This is a genomic window from Quadrisphaera sp. DSM 44207, assembly GCF_900101335.1.
Taxonomy (GTDB): Bacteria; Actinomycetota; Actinomycetes; order Actinomycetales; family Quadrisphaeraceae; genus DSM-44207.
Genome location: NZ_FNKA01000002.1, coordinates 359,214 through 373,792 on the forward strand (window position 1 = coordinate 359,214; position 14,579 = coordinate 373,792).

Annotated in this window: 11 protein-coding genes; 3 read left to right on the forward strand and 8 right to left on the reverse strand. The window is 77.3% G+C overall.

Annotated features, from left to right (window positions below; genetic code table 11):
- Positions 1-34 precede the first annotated feature (34 nt).
- Complete coding sequence (locus tag BLS82_RS07830; protein WP_143028780.1) at positions 35-1,876, forward strand: putative bifunctional diguanylate cyclase/phosphodiesterase; 1,842 nt, start codon at positions 35-37, stop codon at positions 1,874-1,876.
- A gap of 172 nt (positions 1,877-2,048) precedes the next feature.
- Positions 2,049-3,155, forward strand: a complete 1,107-nt coding sequence (locus BLS82_RS07835; protein ID WP_092863694.1) for a class I SAM-dependent methyltransferase family protein — start codon at positions 2,049-2,051, stop codon at positions 3,153-3,155.
- Positions 3,156-3,177: 22 nt separating this feature from the next.
- Here the strand turns inward: BLS82_RS07835 and BLS82_RS07840 are convergent, their stop codons facing one another.
- The 8 genes from BLS82_RS07840 to BLS82_RS07875 form a co-directional block, all read right to left on the reverse strand.
- Positions 3,178-4,257, reverse strand: coding sequence for an ABC transporter ATP-binding protein (locus tag BLS82_RS07840; protein WP_092863697.1), 1,080 nt, complete (start codon positions 4,255-4,257; stop codon positions 3,178-3,180).
- Positions 4,254-5,360 carry an ABC transporter ATP-binding protein gene (locus tag BLS82_RS07845; protein WP_092863700.1) on the reverse strand — a complete coding sequence of 369 codons (1,107 nt, stop codon included), beginning with the start codon at positions 5,358-5,360 and terminating at the stop codon, positions 4,254-4,256. Before BLS82_RS07845 ends, BLS82_RS07840 begins: the two co-directional genes overlap by 4 nt.
- A 19-nt stretch (positions 5,361-5,379) precedes the next feature.
- Positions 5,380-6,342 (reverse strand): ABC transporter permease, encoded by a 963-nt coding sequence (locus tag BLS82_RS07850; RefSeq protein ID WP_092865021.1) that lies wholly within the window; start codon positions 6,340-6,342, stop codon positions 5,380-5,382.
- A gap of 50 nt (positions 6,343-6,392) precedes the next feature.
- Positions 6,393-7,397, reverse strand: coding sequence for an ABC transporter permease (locus tag BLS82_RS07855; RefSeq protein WP_092863703.1), 1,005 nt, complete (start codon positions 7,395-7,397; stop codon positions 6,393-6,395).
- Between the two features lie 50 nt (positions 7,398-7,447).
- The gene (locus BLS82_RS07860; protein WP_092863706.1) at positions 7,448-9,127 is read right to left on the reverse strand and encodes an ABC transporter substrate-binding protein; all 1,680 of its coding nucleotides are present in this window, start codon (positions 9,125-9,127) and stop codon (positions 7,448-7,450) included.
- Between the two features lie 86 nt (positions 9,128-9,213).
- The gene (locus BLS82_RS07865) at positions 9,214-9,945 is read right to left on the reverse strand and encodes an HAD family hydrolase (protein ID WP_255378205.1); all 732 of its coding nucleotides are present in this window, start codon (positions 9,943-9,945) and stop codon (positions 9,214-9,216) included.
- Between the two features lie 48 nt (positions 9,946-9,993).
- On the reverse strand, positions 9,994-12,585 hold the full coding sequence (locus tag BLS82_RS07870; RefSeq protein ID WP_092863709.1) for an FtsX-like permease family protein: 2,592 nt from the start codon (positions 12,583-12,585) through the stop codon (positions 9,994-9,996).
- Positions 12,585-13,439 carry an ABC transporter ATP-binding protein gene (locus BLS82_RS07875; protein WP_092863712.1) on the reverse strand — a complete coding sequence of 285 codons (855 nt, stop codon included), beginning with the start codon at positions 13,437-13,439 and terminating at the stop codon, positions 12,585-12,587. The genes BLS82_RS07870 and BLS82_RS07875 overlap by 1 nt, the downstream gene beginning before the upstream one ends.
- A 171-nt stretch (positions 13,440-13,610) precedes the next feature.
- Here BLS82_RS07875 and BLS82_RS07880 point away from each other — a divergent pair, with 171 nt between their 5' ends.
- Entirely contained in the window at positions 13,611-14,480 is an 870-nt protein-coding gene (locus tag BLS82_RS07880; protein ID WP_304442011.1) for a PAC2 family protein, read from the forward strand.
- Positions 14,481-14,579 lie beyond the last annotated feature (99 nt).

Below are 14,579 nucleotides of genomic sequence, written 5' to 3' on the forward strand. Positions count from 1 at the left end.
CCCCGGCTCCCGATGCCGATAGGTGCCCGTGCCCGTGACCAGCAGCGCCGCCCCGTCGCCCGCGGCGCGCCCGCGCCCCCGCGGCGGGCGGTGGAACCGCCCGCCGGCCATCAGCAGCCTGCCCGCGGCCTGGCGGCTGCTCGCCGCCCTGTACTCCGCGGTCGGCCTGCTGGTGCTCGCCACGACGCTGCTGCCGGCCGCCTCCGGCGCGCGCCTGTCCTGGGCGGTCCAGCTGCTCGACGGCGTGGCGGTCGCCGCGGCCGTCGTCATGGCGCTGCTCGCCCGGCGCCTGCCCCGGCGCCTGCTGAACCCGACGATCGCGTTCAGCACCGTCCTGATCACCGCGGCGGTGCTCGCCTCCGGCGGGGGCAGCACCGCCGTGGCGTACGCCTGCGCCTACCTGGCGGGCCCGATCTTCTGCCGCTTCGTCGTCCAGGGCCGCGACGCGAACGTCCAGCTGGCCCTGACGGTCGTGCAGGGCGTGCTCGCCCTCTCCCTCGTCCCGGACGTCGGGTTCGGGGAGCAGGTGGTGCTGTGGGGCGTGCTGGTCATCCTGTGCGCGGCCGTGGACCGGCTCATCGGCGCCCTGGAGGAGGCCGAGTCCGACGCCCTGACCGGCCTGCCCAACCGCCGCGGCGTCGAGCGCGTGCTCCGCGAGGCGCTGGCGGCCGCGGGCCCGTCGGACAGCGTGGCCCTGGTCCTCCTCGAGCTGGACCACTTCCGCGCCGTCAACGAGAACCTCGGCCGCGGCGGCGGGGACCGCCTGCTCGTCGTGGCGGCCGAGACCTGGCGCCCGCTGGTGCCCGAGGGGCACGTGCTGGGCCGCTTCAGCGGCGACGGGTTCGCCGTCGTCATGCCCGGCGCCGGCGTCGCGGCGGGCACCGCGCTGGCCGAGCGCCTGCGCACCGCCCTGCCGCGCGAGTTCTCCTGCTCCGCCGGCTCCGTGGGGTGGGAGCCCGGGGAGTCCGCGTCCATGCTCGTCTCGCGCGCCGACGCCGCCGTGTACGCGGCCAAGCGGGAGGGGCGCGGGCGCACCCACCAGCACCCCGGCACGGGCAGCAGCGCGCGGGCGATCCGCGAGGCGGTCGGGCGCGGGGAGTTCGTCGTCCACCTGCAGCCGATCGCCGACCTGCGCGACGGGTCCGTCGCGGGCGCCGAGGCGCTCGTGCGCTGGCAGCACCCCGAGCGCGGCCTGCTGCCGCCCGCGGCCTTCGTGCCCGAGGCCGAGCGCACCGGCGCGATCGTCGAGCTCGGCGGGTGGGTGCTGCAGGAGGCGTGCCGGCAGGCGGCCACCTGGCCCGCGGTGCCCGGGCGGGGCCCGGCGTACCTGTCCGTGAACGCCTCCGGGCGCGAGCTGCAGCAGCCGGACTACTCGGCGCGGGTCGAGCGGGCCCTGCGCAGCAGCGGGCTGCCGCCCGGGCGGCTGCTGCTCGAGCTCGTCGAGAGCCACTACGACAACGCGTCGGTGCACCTGGGCGCCAACCTGCACCACCTGCGCACGCTCGGGGTCACCACGGCCGTCGACGACTTCGGCGTCGGCTACTCCAGCCTCGACCGCCTGCGCCGCCTCGGCGTCGACGTGCTGAAGATCGACCGCTCCTTCGTCGCGGACATCACGTGCGCGGACCAGGAGGCGCCGCTCGTGCTCGCCATGGTGGCCATGGCCGACGCCCTCGGGCTGCGCGTCGTCGCCGAGGGCGTGGAGACCTTCGAGCAGGCGCGCTGGCTCGTGCGGCACGGGTGCTGCTATGGGCAGGGGGCGCTGCTGGGGGGCGCCGCGGCCGGGCAGCCGCCGACGGCCACGGGCGTCGTGGCCGGGCCGGTGCCGCCGCCGCGGGCGCGGGACCGCGGCTTCGGCACGGTCATCGGCCCCTGACGAGCGCCTGACCGCACGCCGACCGCACGCCGTCCGGACGCCGACCGGACGCGGACGGCGACCTGTGAGACACCTGTGAGCATCGGTGGACGCGCTGTGAGCAGCCGGTTGGTGCCGCGGGCACCGGCTCTGGTAAGAAGCGCGGACGTCGATGACGGGAGGGTGCGCGCCCATGGGCGCTGGATCGACCGACGGGCTCCTCGCGCAGCAGGTCCGCTGCACCGCCCGCCCGCCGAGGGGCGCGCGACCGGCCTCCGCCGGCGCCCCGGCGGCGCCGGCCTTCCCGGTGGAGCTGCTGGCCGAGCGCGTCGACCCGGTCACCGGGGTGCGGGTGCGGCGGGTGGCCGTGGCCGACGAGAGCGACCTCTCCCCCAGCCGCGAGAGCACGCACGCGATGTTCGCCCTGCTCGACGAGATGCTGCGGGCGCACCCGCAGTGGCGCGCCCCCTCGGTCGTGGACGGCGAGGTGGCCACCCACGGCAACCCGGCGGGCGAGTGGGTCTACGCCTCGGCCGCGATGCGCGAGTGGCGGCGCGAGCTGGTCCCGGGGGCCGTGGCCCTGTACCCGGTGCAGCGCCAGGCCTCCCACCTGCCCTCCGGCGCCCCCCTGGACGCCACGGCGCGCCGGGTCTTCCTCGACAGCATCGACGGCATCGGCATCCGCTCGCGCGCGCGCATCATGAGCCAGGCGGTGCGCCGGGTCACCGAGGCGTCGTGGCGCTCCGGCGCGCCGGAGCCGGCGACCTGGGTGAGCCTCGCCTGCGGCGCCGCCGTGCCCGTCCTGGACGCCGTCGCGGCCCTGCGGGGCCCGCGGGTGCACCTGCAGCTGGTCGACCTCGACGCCTCCGCGCTCGCCTTCGCCGCCCGGCTGGCCGCCGAGCAGGGCCTGGTCGAGGGCGTCGACTACGCGCTGCACCGGCGCGACCTGGTGCGCACCGCGGTGGCCGGCTCCTCCCTCGTCGACGAGGTCGGCGAGGGCGCCGCCACGGTCGTGGAGGCGCTGGGGATCTTCGAGTACTTCACCGACGCCTCCTGCGTCCGGCTGCTGCGCAACGCCTACCGGATGCTGCGCCCCGGGGGCGCGCTCGTGGTGGGCAACATGCTCTCCGACCGCCGCCAGCTGCACTTCAACCAGCGCGCCGCCGGCTGGCCCCGCCTGCACCCGCGCAGCGTCGACCAGCTCGTCGGCCTCGTGCGGCGGGCCGGGCTGCCGACCCGCCGCACGAGGGTCAGCATCCCCGAGGACGGCGTGTACGCCGTCCTCGAGGTCGACCGCTGAGCAGCGCCGCGCCTGGCGCCCCTCACCGCGCCGCGGCGACCGCCGTCGGGTCGTGCGCGACCTGCGAAGCCGTGATCCGCCCGTCGCGGACCTCCTCGGCCCAGTGGCAGGCCACCGCACGCCCCGGCGCGAGCTCGCGCAGCGCGGGCACCTCGTCGCCGCACCGCGTGGGCTGCACGAACGGGCACCGGGTGTGGAAGCGGCACCCCGAGGGCGGGGCGGCGGGGCTGGGCAGGTCCCCGGGCAGCAGGATCCGCTCGCGCCGGTCCTCCACGGCCGGGTCCGGCACGGGGATCGCCGACATCAGCGCGATCGTGTAGGGGTGCAGGGGCTGCTCGTACAGCGCGTCGCTGGGCGCCCGCTCGACCACGGTGCCCAGGTACATCACGCCGATGGTGTCGCTGACGTGCCGCACCACCGCCAGGTCGTGGGCGATGACCACGTAGGTCAGGCCCAGGCGCTGCTGCAGCTCGGAGAGCAGGTTGACCACCTGCGCCTGCACCGAGACGTCCAGCGCCGAGACCGGCTCGTCGGCGACGACGAGGTCCGGCTCCACGGCGATCGCGCGGGCGATGCCGAGGCGCTGGCGCTGGCCGCCGGAGAACTCGTGCGGGTACTTCGCGGCGGCCGAGGCGGGCAGCCCGACGAGGTCGAGCAGCTCGCGCACCCGCGCCGAGCGCGCCGCCCGCCCGGCGCCGCCCCCGCCGCCGATCCCGTGCGCGGCCATCGGCTCGGTCAGCAGACCCTCTACGCTCTGGCGCGGGTCCAGGCTGGCCATCGGGTCCTGGAAGACCATCTGCACGCGCCGGCGCAGCCGCCGCAGCGGCTCGCGCCCCAGCGCGAGGACGTCGGTGCCGTCGAAGACCACCTGCCCGGCGGTCGGCTCGGTCAGGCGCAGCACCGCGCGGCCCAGCGTGGACTTCCCGCACCCGGACTCCCCCACCAGGCCCAGGGTCGTGCCGCGGCGGACGTCGAGGTCCACGCCGTCCACGGCGCGCACGGGCGCGCCCCCGCGGCCGAGCAGCCCGCCGCGGCCGGGGTAGTGCACCCGCAGCCCGCGCACGCGCAGCAGGACGTCGTCGCCCGTCTCCTGCGCGCTCATACCGCGCGCCCCCTTCCCTGGTCGTGGCCCGGCTCGGGCACCGGGTGCACGCAGCGCATCTCGTGCCCCACCGCGCCGCCGTCCGCGCCGCCGTCCGCGCCGTCCGCGCCGCCGTCCGCGCCGCCGTCCGGGTCGGGCACGAGCGCCAGGTCCGCGCGCAGGCAGTCGGCGGCCGCCGCCGGGCAGCGGGGCGCGAAGGCGCACCCGTCCGCCCAGGCCAGCACGTCGCGCGGCGTGCCGGGGATCGGCCGCAGCGGCGCGTCGCGCGGCGCGTCCAGGCGCGGCACGGCGGCCAGCAGCCCGGCGGTGTAGCGGTGGCGCGGGTGCGCGAACAGCTCTCGCCGCCCGGCGCGCTCGACCACCCGCCCGGAGTACATCACCGTCACCGCGTCGCACAGGCCCGCGACGACGCCGAGGTCGTGCGTGATGAGCACCATGGCCGTGCCCTGCTCGACGACGAGCTCCTTGAGCAGCTCCAGCACCTGCGCCTGGATCGTCACGTCCAGGGCCGTGGTCGGCTCGTCGGCGATGAGCAGGCGCGGGCTGCACGCCAGGGCGATGGCGATCATCACCCGCTGGCGCATGCCGCCGGAGAGCTGGTGGGGGAACTCGCGCACGCGCCGGCGCGGGTCGGGGATGCCGACGCGGGCGAGCAGCTCCACGGCCCGCTCCCGCGCCTGGGCGCGCGTGGCCGGGGTGTGCCGGCGCAGCACCTCGGTGATCTGCAGGCCGACCGGGACGACGGGGTTCAGCGACGTCATCGGGTCCTGGAAGACCATCGCCACGTCCCTGCCCCGCAGCTCGTCGAGCCGGCGCTGCGGCAGGGCGAGCAGGTCCCGCCCGTCCAGCAGGGCCTGCCCGGACACGCGCGCCGCCCGGCGCGGCAGCAGCCCCGTGACGGCCAGGGACGTCACGGACTTGCCGCTGCCGGACTCCCCCACCAGCCCCATCACCTCGCCCGGGCGGACGTCGAAGGAGACGCCGTCCACGGCGTGCACCGGGCGCCGGCCGCGGGCGGCGAAGACCACGCGCAGGTCGCGCACGCTCAGCAGGGGCGCCGCGCCGGAGCCGGCGGCCGCGCTCGCGGGAGCCGGCGCGCTCATCGCCGCCCCTCCGGGTCGCTCATCGCCGCCCCTTCGGGTCGAGCGCCTCGCGCAGGGACTCGCCCAGCAGCGTGAAGCCGAGCGCGGTCAGGGCGATGCAGGCGCCCGGCAGCAGCGCCAGGTGCGGGTCGGTGGCCAGCCGCGCCTGCGCCCGCACCAGCAGCCGGCCCCACTCGGCCACGGCGGGGTTCGCCTCGCCCAGCCCCAGGTACGACAGGGCCGCGACCTCGATGATGGCCGTGCCGAGCACGAGCGTCGCCTGCACGATCACCGGGCCCACCGAGTTGGGCAGCATGTGGTTCATCACCACCGTGCGCCGGCGCAGCCCCAGCGACGTCGCCGCGAGCACGTAGTCCGCGCCGCGCTGGGCGAGCAGGGAGCCGCGCAGCAGGCGCGCGAACACCGGCACCTGCGCGATGCCGATGGCGATCATCACCGAGAGCGCGCTCTGCCCGAGCACCGCGGCGATGCTCACCGCCAGCAGCAGGCTGGGAACGGCGAGCAGGATGTCGATGCCCCGCATGACCGCGGTGTCCACCCACCCGCCGGCGGCCCCGGCCGCCAGGCCGAGCGCCATCCCGACGACCAGGCCGAGCGCGGTGGAGACCACGCCGATGACGAGGGACTGGCGGGCGCCGAACACCAGCTGCGTGAGCAGGTCCACGCCGCTGGGGTCCAGGCCGAGGGGGAAGCGCTCGGACGGGCCGGGCACCGAGGACGGCGTCACGCCGCTGTCCGGCAGGGGCCGCCCGGGCTCGTACCCGGCGACCAGCGGCGCGGCGAGCGCGACGGCGACGAACGCGACGACGAGGACGGCGCCGAGGAGCGCCAGCGGGTCGCGCCGCAGGCGCCGCAGCGCCCCGCGCAGCAGCGAGACGCCGGCCTCGTCCGGCACCGGCACCGCGCCGGCGGCCTCGAGCGCGGGCACGCCGCCGGCCGGGGTCGGCGGCAGGGCCGCGCCCGGGGCCGGGCCGGCGGCCACGTGCGGACCACCGCCGGCCGCGGGGCGGGACGGCGGGCGGGAGGGAGTGCTCACGAGACCCTCACCCTCGGGTCGACGACGCCGTACAGCAGGTCCACGACGAGGTTGACCAGCGCGAAGACGACGGCGATGAACAGGATGTACCCCTGCAGGACGGCGTAGTCCAGCTGGCTGATCGCCTCGAACAGGTAGCTGCCGATGCCGTTGATGGCGAACACCGACTCGGTGAGCACGGCGCCGGAGAGCAGCAGCCCCGTCTGCAGGCCGATCGTGGTGATCACCGGCAGGAGGGCGTTGCGCAGCACGTGGCGCGTGCGCACCACCCGCGCCGCCAGACCCTTGGACTGCGCGGTGCGCACGAAGTCCTCCCCGAGCACCTCGAGCACCGAGGCGCGCGTGATCCGCACGATGATCGCCAGCGGGATGGTGCCGAGCGCGATCCCGGGCAGCACCAGGTGCACCAGCGCGTCCCACGCGGCGTCCCACTCGGCGGTCAGCAGGCCGTCGAGGACGTAGAAGTCCGTCACGTGCGTGGCGTCGATGCGCACGCTCTGGCGCCCGTCGGTCGGCAGCCAGCCCAGCCACTGCGCGAAGACGAGCTTGAGCAGGTAGGCGAGGAAGAACACGGGGATCGTGACCCCGAGCAGCGAGCCGCCGACCGCCAGGCCGTCGAGCCACGTGCCGGCCCGGCGCGCCGCCAGGTAGCCCAGCGGCACGCCGAGGGCGACGGCGAAGAGCAGCGCCACCACCGCCAGCTCGATCGTGGCGGGGAAGCGGCTGACGAAGCTCTCCACCACCGGCTCCCCGGTGTACCCGGAGGTGCCGAGGTCACCGGTGAGCACCTTGCGCACGTAGATGCCGAACTGCACCCACAGCGGCTCGTCGAAGCCGTACTGCTCGTTCACCTGCGCGATCCCGGCCTCGGTGGCGCGCTGGCCCAGCAGCGCCCGGGCGGGGTCCCCGGGCAGGGCCCGGGTCCACACGAAGAGCAGCACCACCAGGCCGGCCAGCACGGGCACCATCAGCAGCAGCCGGCGGACGACGAAGCGCAGCACCGCTCACCTCCCCCGGGTGCGCGAGGCCCGGGGCCGGGAGGGCGCGGTGCTCACTCCTCGGCGAGGGTGATGGTGTTCCACACCTCGTCCTGCACCGGGCTGGGCTCGAAGCCCTGCACCCGCGGGGCGAAGGCCAGGGACGGCACCGGGTGCGCCAGCGGCACGCCCGGCACGCGCTCGGCGATCTGCTGGTTGATCGCCTGGTACGCCGGCTCCTGCTCCTCGACGGTCGGCAGGCCGCGCGCGGCGGTCAGGGCGTCGAACAGCTGCTGGTCCTCGAAGCCCCACTCCGGCGTGGCGGTGCCGAAGAACGTGCCCACGAAGTTGTCCGGGTCGTTGTAGTCGCCGGTCCAGCCGAGCAGGTGGATGCCGTGGTCCGGGGTGCCGTTGATGCGGTCGAGGTAGTTCGTCCACTGGTCGGCGACCGGGTCCAGCGTGATGCCCACGGCCTGCAGCTGCCCCTGCAGGGCGATGAAGGTGTCCTCCGGGGTGGGCATGTACGGGCGGGAGACGTCGGTGGGGTAGTTGAACGTCAGCGTCAGGTCGCTCGCGCCGGCCTCGGCGAGCAGCTGGCGCGCCCGGTCGGGATCGTGCTCGTACGTCGTCACGTCCGGGTCGTAGCCGTTGACGAGGTCGGGCATGAACTGCGTCGCCGCCTCGGTGCCCTCCGGCAGCGACTGGCTGATGAGCGCGTCGCGGTCGACCGCGTGCGCGATCGCCTGGCGCACCCGCAGGTCCTGCAGCTCCGGGACGGCCTGGTTGAAGCCGAGGTAGAGGATGTTGAAGGCAGGGCGCTGGGCGATGGTGAACCCGCCGTCCTCCAGGCCGGCGAGGTCGCCGGGCGCCACGAGGTCGTAGCCGTCGATCTCCCCCGCCTGCAGCGCCTGCAGGCGGGCGTTGCCGTCGGGGATGACGCGGACGACGGCCTCGTCGACGCTCGCCGCCTCGCCCCAGTACTCCTCGTTGCGCTCGAGGACGACCTGCTGGCCGCGCTCCCAGCTGGCGAAGCGGAACGGGCCCGTGCCGGTCGGGTGCGCGGTGGCGTACTCGGAGAAGCGCGGGTCCTCCTCGCTGCCCTCGGTGCCGTCGGCGGCGTGCTGCTCCATGGCCGTGGGGCTCTGCATGGAGAACGCGGGCAGCGACAGGGCCTGGACGAACCCGGCGAAGGGCTGGGTGAGGGTGACGGTGGCCCGCAGCTCCTCGTCGGCGGTGCAGCCGCCGTAGACGCCGCCCTGCAGGCTCGGGTCCTCGCTGGTGGCGAAGCCGCGGAAGAGCTTGCCGTAGTAGTACGACAGGTTCGGGCTCTGGTTGACCCCGGTCCACTGGTGCCAGCGGTCGAAGTTCGCGCAGACGGCCTCGGCGTCGAACGCGGTGCCGTCGTGGAAGGTCACGCCGTCCTGCAGCGTGAAGGTGTGGGAGAGGCCGTCGTCGCTGCTCGTCCAGTCGGTGGCCAGCAGCGGCGCCGGGTCCGCGGTGCCGGGCACCGTGCCCACCAGGCCCTCGAAGATCTGGCGGGCCACGCGGAAGGTCTCCCCGTCGGAGGCGAACGCCGGGTCGAGCATGACCGGGTCCGAGGACGCGGCGAAGACGAACGCGCCGCCCCCGCCGCCCCCGCCGCCCTCCGCGCCGGCGGCGTCCCCGCCGGCGTCGCGCTCGCTGGCCACGCAGCCGCTCAGGGACGCCCCGAGCGCCAGGGCGCCCAGGACAGCCAGGGGACGTCGGAACCTCATCGGTCGCATGGGGGCCTCTCGAGCGCCGGACGGGTGTCGGTGCCGGCACGCTAGCGCTGCCGCGGGCCCGCCAGGACCCCGGCAGGTCACGATCCGGACACGCCGGCCGCGCCGCCCGCGCCGGTGAGCGCGTCCTCGGCGTCGCCGGCGGCCACCCGCGCCAGCCACGGCAGGTCCAGGCCCCGCAGGGTCGGCACGCGCACCAGGCCGGGGGCCGGGTCCAGGGGGACGACGTGCGGGACCCCGACGGTGGGCACGCCGGCCGCCAGCGCGCTGGCCACGCCGGTGCGCGAGTCCTCCAGGGCCACGCACGCGCCCGGGTCGACGCCGAGGGCGCGGGCGGCCTGCAGGTAGGGGTCCGGCGCCGGCTTGGGGCGGGCCGCGGTGTCGCCGGTGACCACGGCGGCGAAGGCGCCCTCCGGCGCGCGGCGGACGACCTCGTGCGCCAGGGAGGACCAGGACATCGTCACCAGCGCGCAGGGCACGCCGCCCGCGAGCACCGCGGTCAGCAGCTCCAGCGCCCCGGGGCGCCACGAGACCCGCTCCCGCACGGCGGCGAGGACGCGCTCGGTCAGCCCCTGCACGATCTCCTCGGTGCCCAGGCGCACCCCGCCCTCGCGCTGCAGCACGCCGGCGGAGACCCGCAGGTCGCTGCCGACGAGGCTGCGGGCCAGCTCGAGCGACCAGGACCGCCCGTGCTCGCGGACCAGCGCGAACTCCGCCTCCACCCAGGACGGCTCGGTGTCGACGAGGGTGCCGTCCATGTCCCACAGGACGGCGGCGGGCGGGCCGGGCGGTGCGGCCGGGGTGCTGCTCACGGTCCCGGGAGCGTACGTCCGCCGCCCCGCCCTGACCCGCTCCGGGCGCTACCCCGCGAGCGCCGCGGCCGGCGGGGTGCGCGCCGCGCGGCGTCCGGGCAGCACCGAGGCCAGCAGCCCGGCGGCCACCGCCACGGCGAGGACGGCGCCCAGGTGCGCCCACGGGACGGCGAGCGCGGCGGGCCCGTCCCCGACGGCGTCGCCCAGGACCGCGGCCGTCCCCACCCAGCCGTACAGGGTGCCGAGGCCGACGCCGAGCAGCGCTCCGACGCCGGCGACGAGGGCCCCCTCCAGGGCGAGCATGCCGCGCAGCTGGCGGCGCGTGAGGCCCAGGGCGCGCAGCAGGGCCGACTCCCGGGTGCGCTCGAGCACCGACAGCGACAGCGTGTTGGCGACGCCGATCAGGGCGATGAGCACGGCCACCGCGAGCAGGGCCACGACGACCAGCAGCATCGTGTCGATGACCTGCTCGAAGCCCGCCCGCTCCGCCGCCGAGCCCTCGACCAGCACCGCGGCGTCCGGAGCGCGGCTGACGGCGTCCTGGACGGCGTCCACGACCCGCACCGCGTCCGCGTCCGCGTCCAGGCGCAGCCACAGGCGGGTGGTGGGCGCCTGCGGGTCGAGCGCGGCCAGGTCCGCGGCGGTGGCGACGAGGCCGTCGCCGGGCAGCGGGGTCACCTGCGCTCGCAGGACGGTGCCGGGCGCGGTGCCCGCGGCGGCTCCGGCGCCCTGAGCGGTGGAGATCGCCAGGTCCTGCCCGGAGGTGATGCCCAGGTCGGCGGCGAGGGCCTCGGGCACGACGACGACCCCGTCCGCCAGCGGCGCCAGGGCCGCCGGTGAGGCCACCACCGCGCGGGCAGCGGCGGGGTCGACGCCGCGCACGGGCAGGTCCGCGGCCTCGGCCCCGGCGCCGCCCGGCAGGACGACGTCGGCGCGCGCCTCCGCCAGGCCCACGGCGCGCTCCACGCCGTCCACCGCGCCGACGGCGCGCACCAGGGCCGCCTCCAGGGCGGTCGGCGGCGCGGCCGCCGAGCTGACCGAGACGTCGACGGGCCACTGCTCGTCCAGCGCCTCGTCGAGGGTCGCCTGCGTGCTGGCGGCCCCCACCGCCATGCAGGAGACGAGGGTGACGCCGATCAGCAGCGCGCTGGTCGTCGTCGCCGTGCGCCGCGGGTCGCGCACGGCGTTGGCCGCGGCGACGCGGGCCGGCCCGCCGCCGACGAGCGCCGCGAGGCGGCCCAGGGCGCCGACGGCGCGCGGGACGACGAGCACCGCGCCGAGCAGGACCCCGGTGAAGGAGAGCATCCCCCCGCCCAGGGCCAGCAGCAGGCCCGCGCCCGACCCGCCCGGGGACAGCGCCAGGCCGCCGCCCAGCAGCGCCGCGCCGCTCGCCACGAGCAGCGCGGCGCTCGCCGCGCGCCAGCGCGAGGCGCGCGTGCGCAGGTCGGGGGCCTGCGGCGGGCGCAGCGCGGCCAGCGGCGCCACCGCGGTGGCGGCCCGCGCCGGGGCCAGGGCCGCCAGGAGCGTCGCCAGGACCCCCAGGGCCACCGGCACGGCGACGCTGGTGGCGGTCACCTCCACCGAGCCGGGCACCGGCACGCTCGACTGAGCGCGCGAGAGCACCGCGGCGGCGGCGGCCGCCAGGCCCGTGCCGACGGCGACGCCGGCGGAGGAGGCGAGGAGCCCGGTGGCCAGGGCCTCGGCGAGCACGCCCGCGCGCACCTGCCTCCGGGTGGCGCCGACGCAGCGCAGCAGCGCCAGCTGGCGGGTGCGCTGGGCCACGAGCACCGCGAGGGTGTTGGTGATGACGAGGCCGGCGACGAACAGCGCCAGGACGGCGAAGGCGAGGACGGCCCCGGTGAGCACGTCGGTGCCGCTGGTGAGGCTGTCGACGGCGACCCGGGCCTGCTCCTCCGCGGTGCGGGCCACGGCGCCGCGACCCTCCAGCGCGCCGGCGACCTGCGCGCGCAGCTCCTCGGGGCTGGTGCCCTCGGCGGCGACGGCGTGGACGGCCTCGTAGGGCGCGCCCGCCTCCCCCGTCGCGTCGCCGGCCCACGCGAGCACCTGCTCGGGCGCGGCGAGGGCCGGCGCGAGGCCGGAGGCCGGGCCGCCGGGCACGGCGAGCAGCCCCGTCACGACGGCCGGCTCGTCCCGGTGCACGACCGCGCCGCCGGCCGGGTCGACGTCGAAGGTGCGCACCAGCACGTCGTCCCCGACCCCGGCGCCCAGCCGCTCGGCGACGTCCGCGCCGAGCGCCAGGCCCCCCGGCCCCTCGGGCAGGGCGCCCTCGAGGACCTCGGAGGTGCGCAAGGCCGGCACGGACGGCACACCGGTGACGGAGGCGTACTGGGAGCGGCCGCCGGCGAGGAGCTCGACGTGGGTGCTGGCCCGCCCGTCGGCGCCCGCCGCGCCGGGCAGCGCCCGCACGGCGCTCACGGCGGCCTCGTCCAGCGGCTGCCCGGTCACGACGACGTCGGCGCCGGCGTAGCCGGCGGCCACGGACGCGGAGGCGGTGCGCTGCAGCAGCCCGCTGCCGAGCAGCACGGCCGTGACGAAGGCCGTCCCGAGGACGATCGCGAGACCGGCGGCGAGCAGGCGGCCGCGGCTGCCGGCGCTCAGGCGCCACGTCGTGGTGAGCATCAGGCCCCGCCCCCCGTCCCGGAGGGGGCCTCCAGGGCGCCCAGCGCCGAGAGCACCGACTCCGGGGTGGGCCGGTCGACCTCGCCGGCGAGGCGGCCGTCGGCGAGCAGCACCACGCGGTCCGCGTGCGCGGCGGCCACCGGGTCGTGGGTGACCATGACGACGGTCTGGCCCAGCTCGCGCACGCTGCGACGCAGGAGCGCCAGCACCTCCGCGCCCGAGCGGGAGTCCAGGTTCCCGGTCGGCTCGTCGGCGAAGACGACCTCCGGGCGGGTGATCAGGGCGCGGGCGATGGCGACGCGCTGCTGCTGCCCGCCGGAGAGCTCGCCGGGCCGGTGACCCATCCGCGCCTCGATGCCGAGGACGTCCACGAGCGCGGCCAGCCACTCCCGGTCGATGCGGGGACGGCGTCCGGCCAGCTCCAGCGGCAGCAGCACGTTCTGCTCCGCGGTCAGCATCGGCAGGAGGTTGAAGGACTGGAAGACGAAGCCCAGGCGCCGGCGGCGCAGCAGCGTCAGCGCGGTGTCGTCCAGCGCGGTCAGCTCGGTGTCCCCGAGGAAGACCCGCCCGCTGGTCGCCGCGTCCAGGCCGGCAAGGCAGTGCAGCAGGGTGGACTTCCCGGAGCCGGACGGACCCATGATCGCGGTCAAGCGCCCGCGGTCGAAGGCGACGTCCACGCCGCTGAGCGCCGCGACGGCGGCCTCGGCGCGCCCGTAGGTCTTGTGCAGGTCCGCGCACCGCACCGCGGCGCCGCCCCGGGGGACCGGCGGGGGGACCGGTGGGGGGACGCGCGAGGGGGTGGGCGCCGCGACGGCGCTGTCGGGACGGGCGGAGCGGGTCGCGTCGATCGGCATGCCGACCATGCTGGGAGCCGGCGCGACGGAGGGCGTCGGAGCACGGGCTGATCCCGCCGTCCACCCCGGGGATGACGCGGCGCCCCCACCCCAGCACCCGGCCCCGCCCCCGGCCGCTGGTCCTAGGCTGGAGCGGGAGCGGTCCGCGGGGGCCGCCGAGGAGGGGATGGCGTGACCTCGAGCGATCCGTCGGGGCTGTCGGCACTGGACGGGCCGGTGGTGCTGGCCGCCTTCGAGGGCTGGAACGACGCGGGCGAGGCGGCCAGCACGGCCGTGCAGCACCTGGAGGAGGTGTGGGGCGCCGAGCAGGTCGGCGAGCTCGACCCCGAGGACTACCACGACTTCCAGGTCAACCGGCCCCTGGTCAGCCTCGACGAGGACGGGCACCGGCGCATCAGCTGGCCCGTCACGCGCGTCAGCGTGGCCACCGCTCCCCGCTCCGGGCGCCGGGTGGTGCTCGTGCACGGCATCGAGCCGTCCATGCGCTGGCGCTCCTACACGCGCGAGCTGCTGGGGGTCGCGCGCGAGCACGGAGCGCGCACCGTCGTCACCCTCGGGGCGCTGCTGGCCGACGTCCCGCACACCCGCCCCATCCCGGTCTCCTCGACCACGGACGACGAGGACCTGCTGCGCCGCCTGTCCCTGGAGCGCTCCACCTACGAGGGGCCCACGGGCATCGTCGGCGTCCTCGCGGACGCGGCGGTCTCCAGCGGGCTGCCGTCGCTGTCCCTGTGGGCCGCGGTGCCGCACTACGTGGGGCAGTCCCCCTCCCCCAAGGCCGTCCTGGCGCTGCTGGGCCGGGTCGAGGAGCTGCTCGGCGAGCCGGTGCCGCTCGGCGACCTCGTCGACGACGCCCGGGCCTGGGAGCACGGCGTCGACGAGCTGGCCGGCGAGGACGCCGAGATCGGCGAGTACGTTCGCCAGCTGGAGGAGGCCAAGGACACCGCGGACCTGCCGGAGGCCTCCGGCGAGGCCATCGCGCGCGAGTTCGAGCGCTACCTGCGTCGCCGCCCCGAGGACGGACCGCCCTCCCGCGGGTGAGCCGGCCGCTCCCTGCCCGCTGCACCTGCCCGCCCGCACGCGGGCGCTGTTCGCCGGCTCCGGCCTCAGCGCGGGCGCGGGCGCCGGTCGCGCCGCCGC

Coding starts and splice junctions, on each gene's coding strand:
- BLS82_RS07860 (WP_092863706.1), bottom strand. CDS start 9,127: ATGAGGTTCCGACGTCCCCTGGCTGTCCTGGGCGCCCTGGCGCTCGGG.
- BLS82_RS07840 (WP_092863697.1), bottom strand. CDS start 4,257: ATGAGCGCGCAGGAGACGGGCGACGACGTCCTGCTGCGCGTGCGCGGG.
- BLS82_RS07870 (WP_092863709.1), bottom strand. CDS start 12,585: ATGCTCACCACGACGTGGCGCCTGAGCGCCGGCAGCCGCGGCCGCCTG.
- BLS82_RS07835 (WP_092863694.1), top strand. CDS start 2,049: ATGGGCGCTGGATCGACCGACGGGCTCCTCGCGCAGCAGGTCCGCTGC.
- BLS82_RS07875 (WP_092863712.1), bottom strand. CDS start 13,439: ATGCCGATCGACGCGACCCGCTCCGCCCGTCCCGACAGCGCCGTCGCG.
- BLS82_RS07845 (WP_092863700.1), bottom strand. CDS start 5,360: ATGAGCGCGCCGGCTCCCGCGAGCGCGGCCGCCGGCTCCGGCGCGGCG.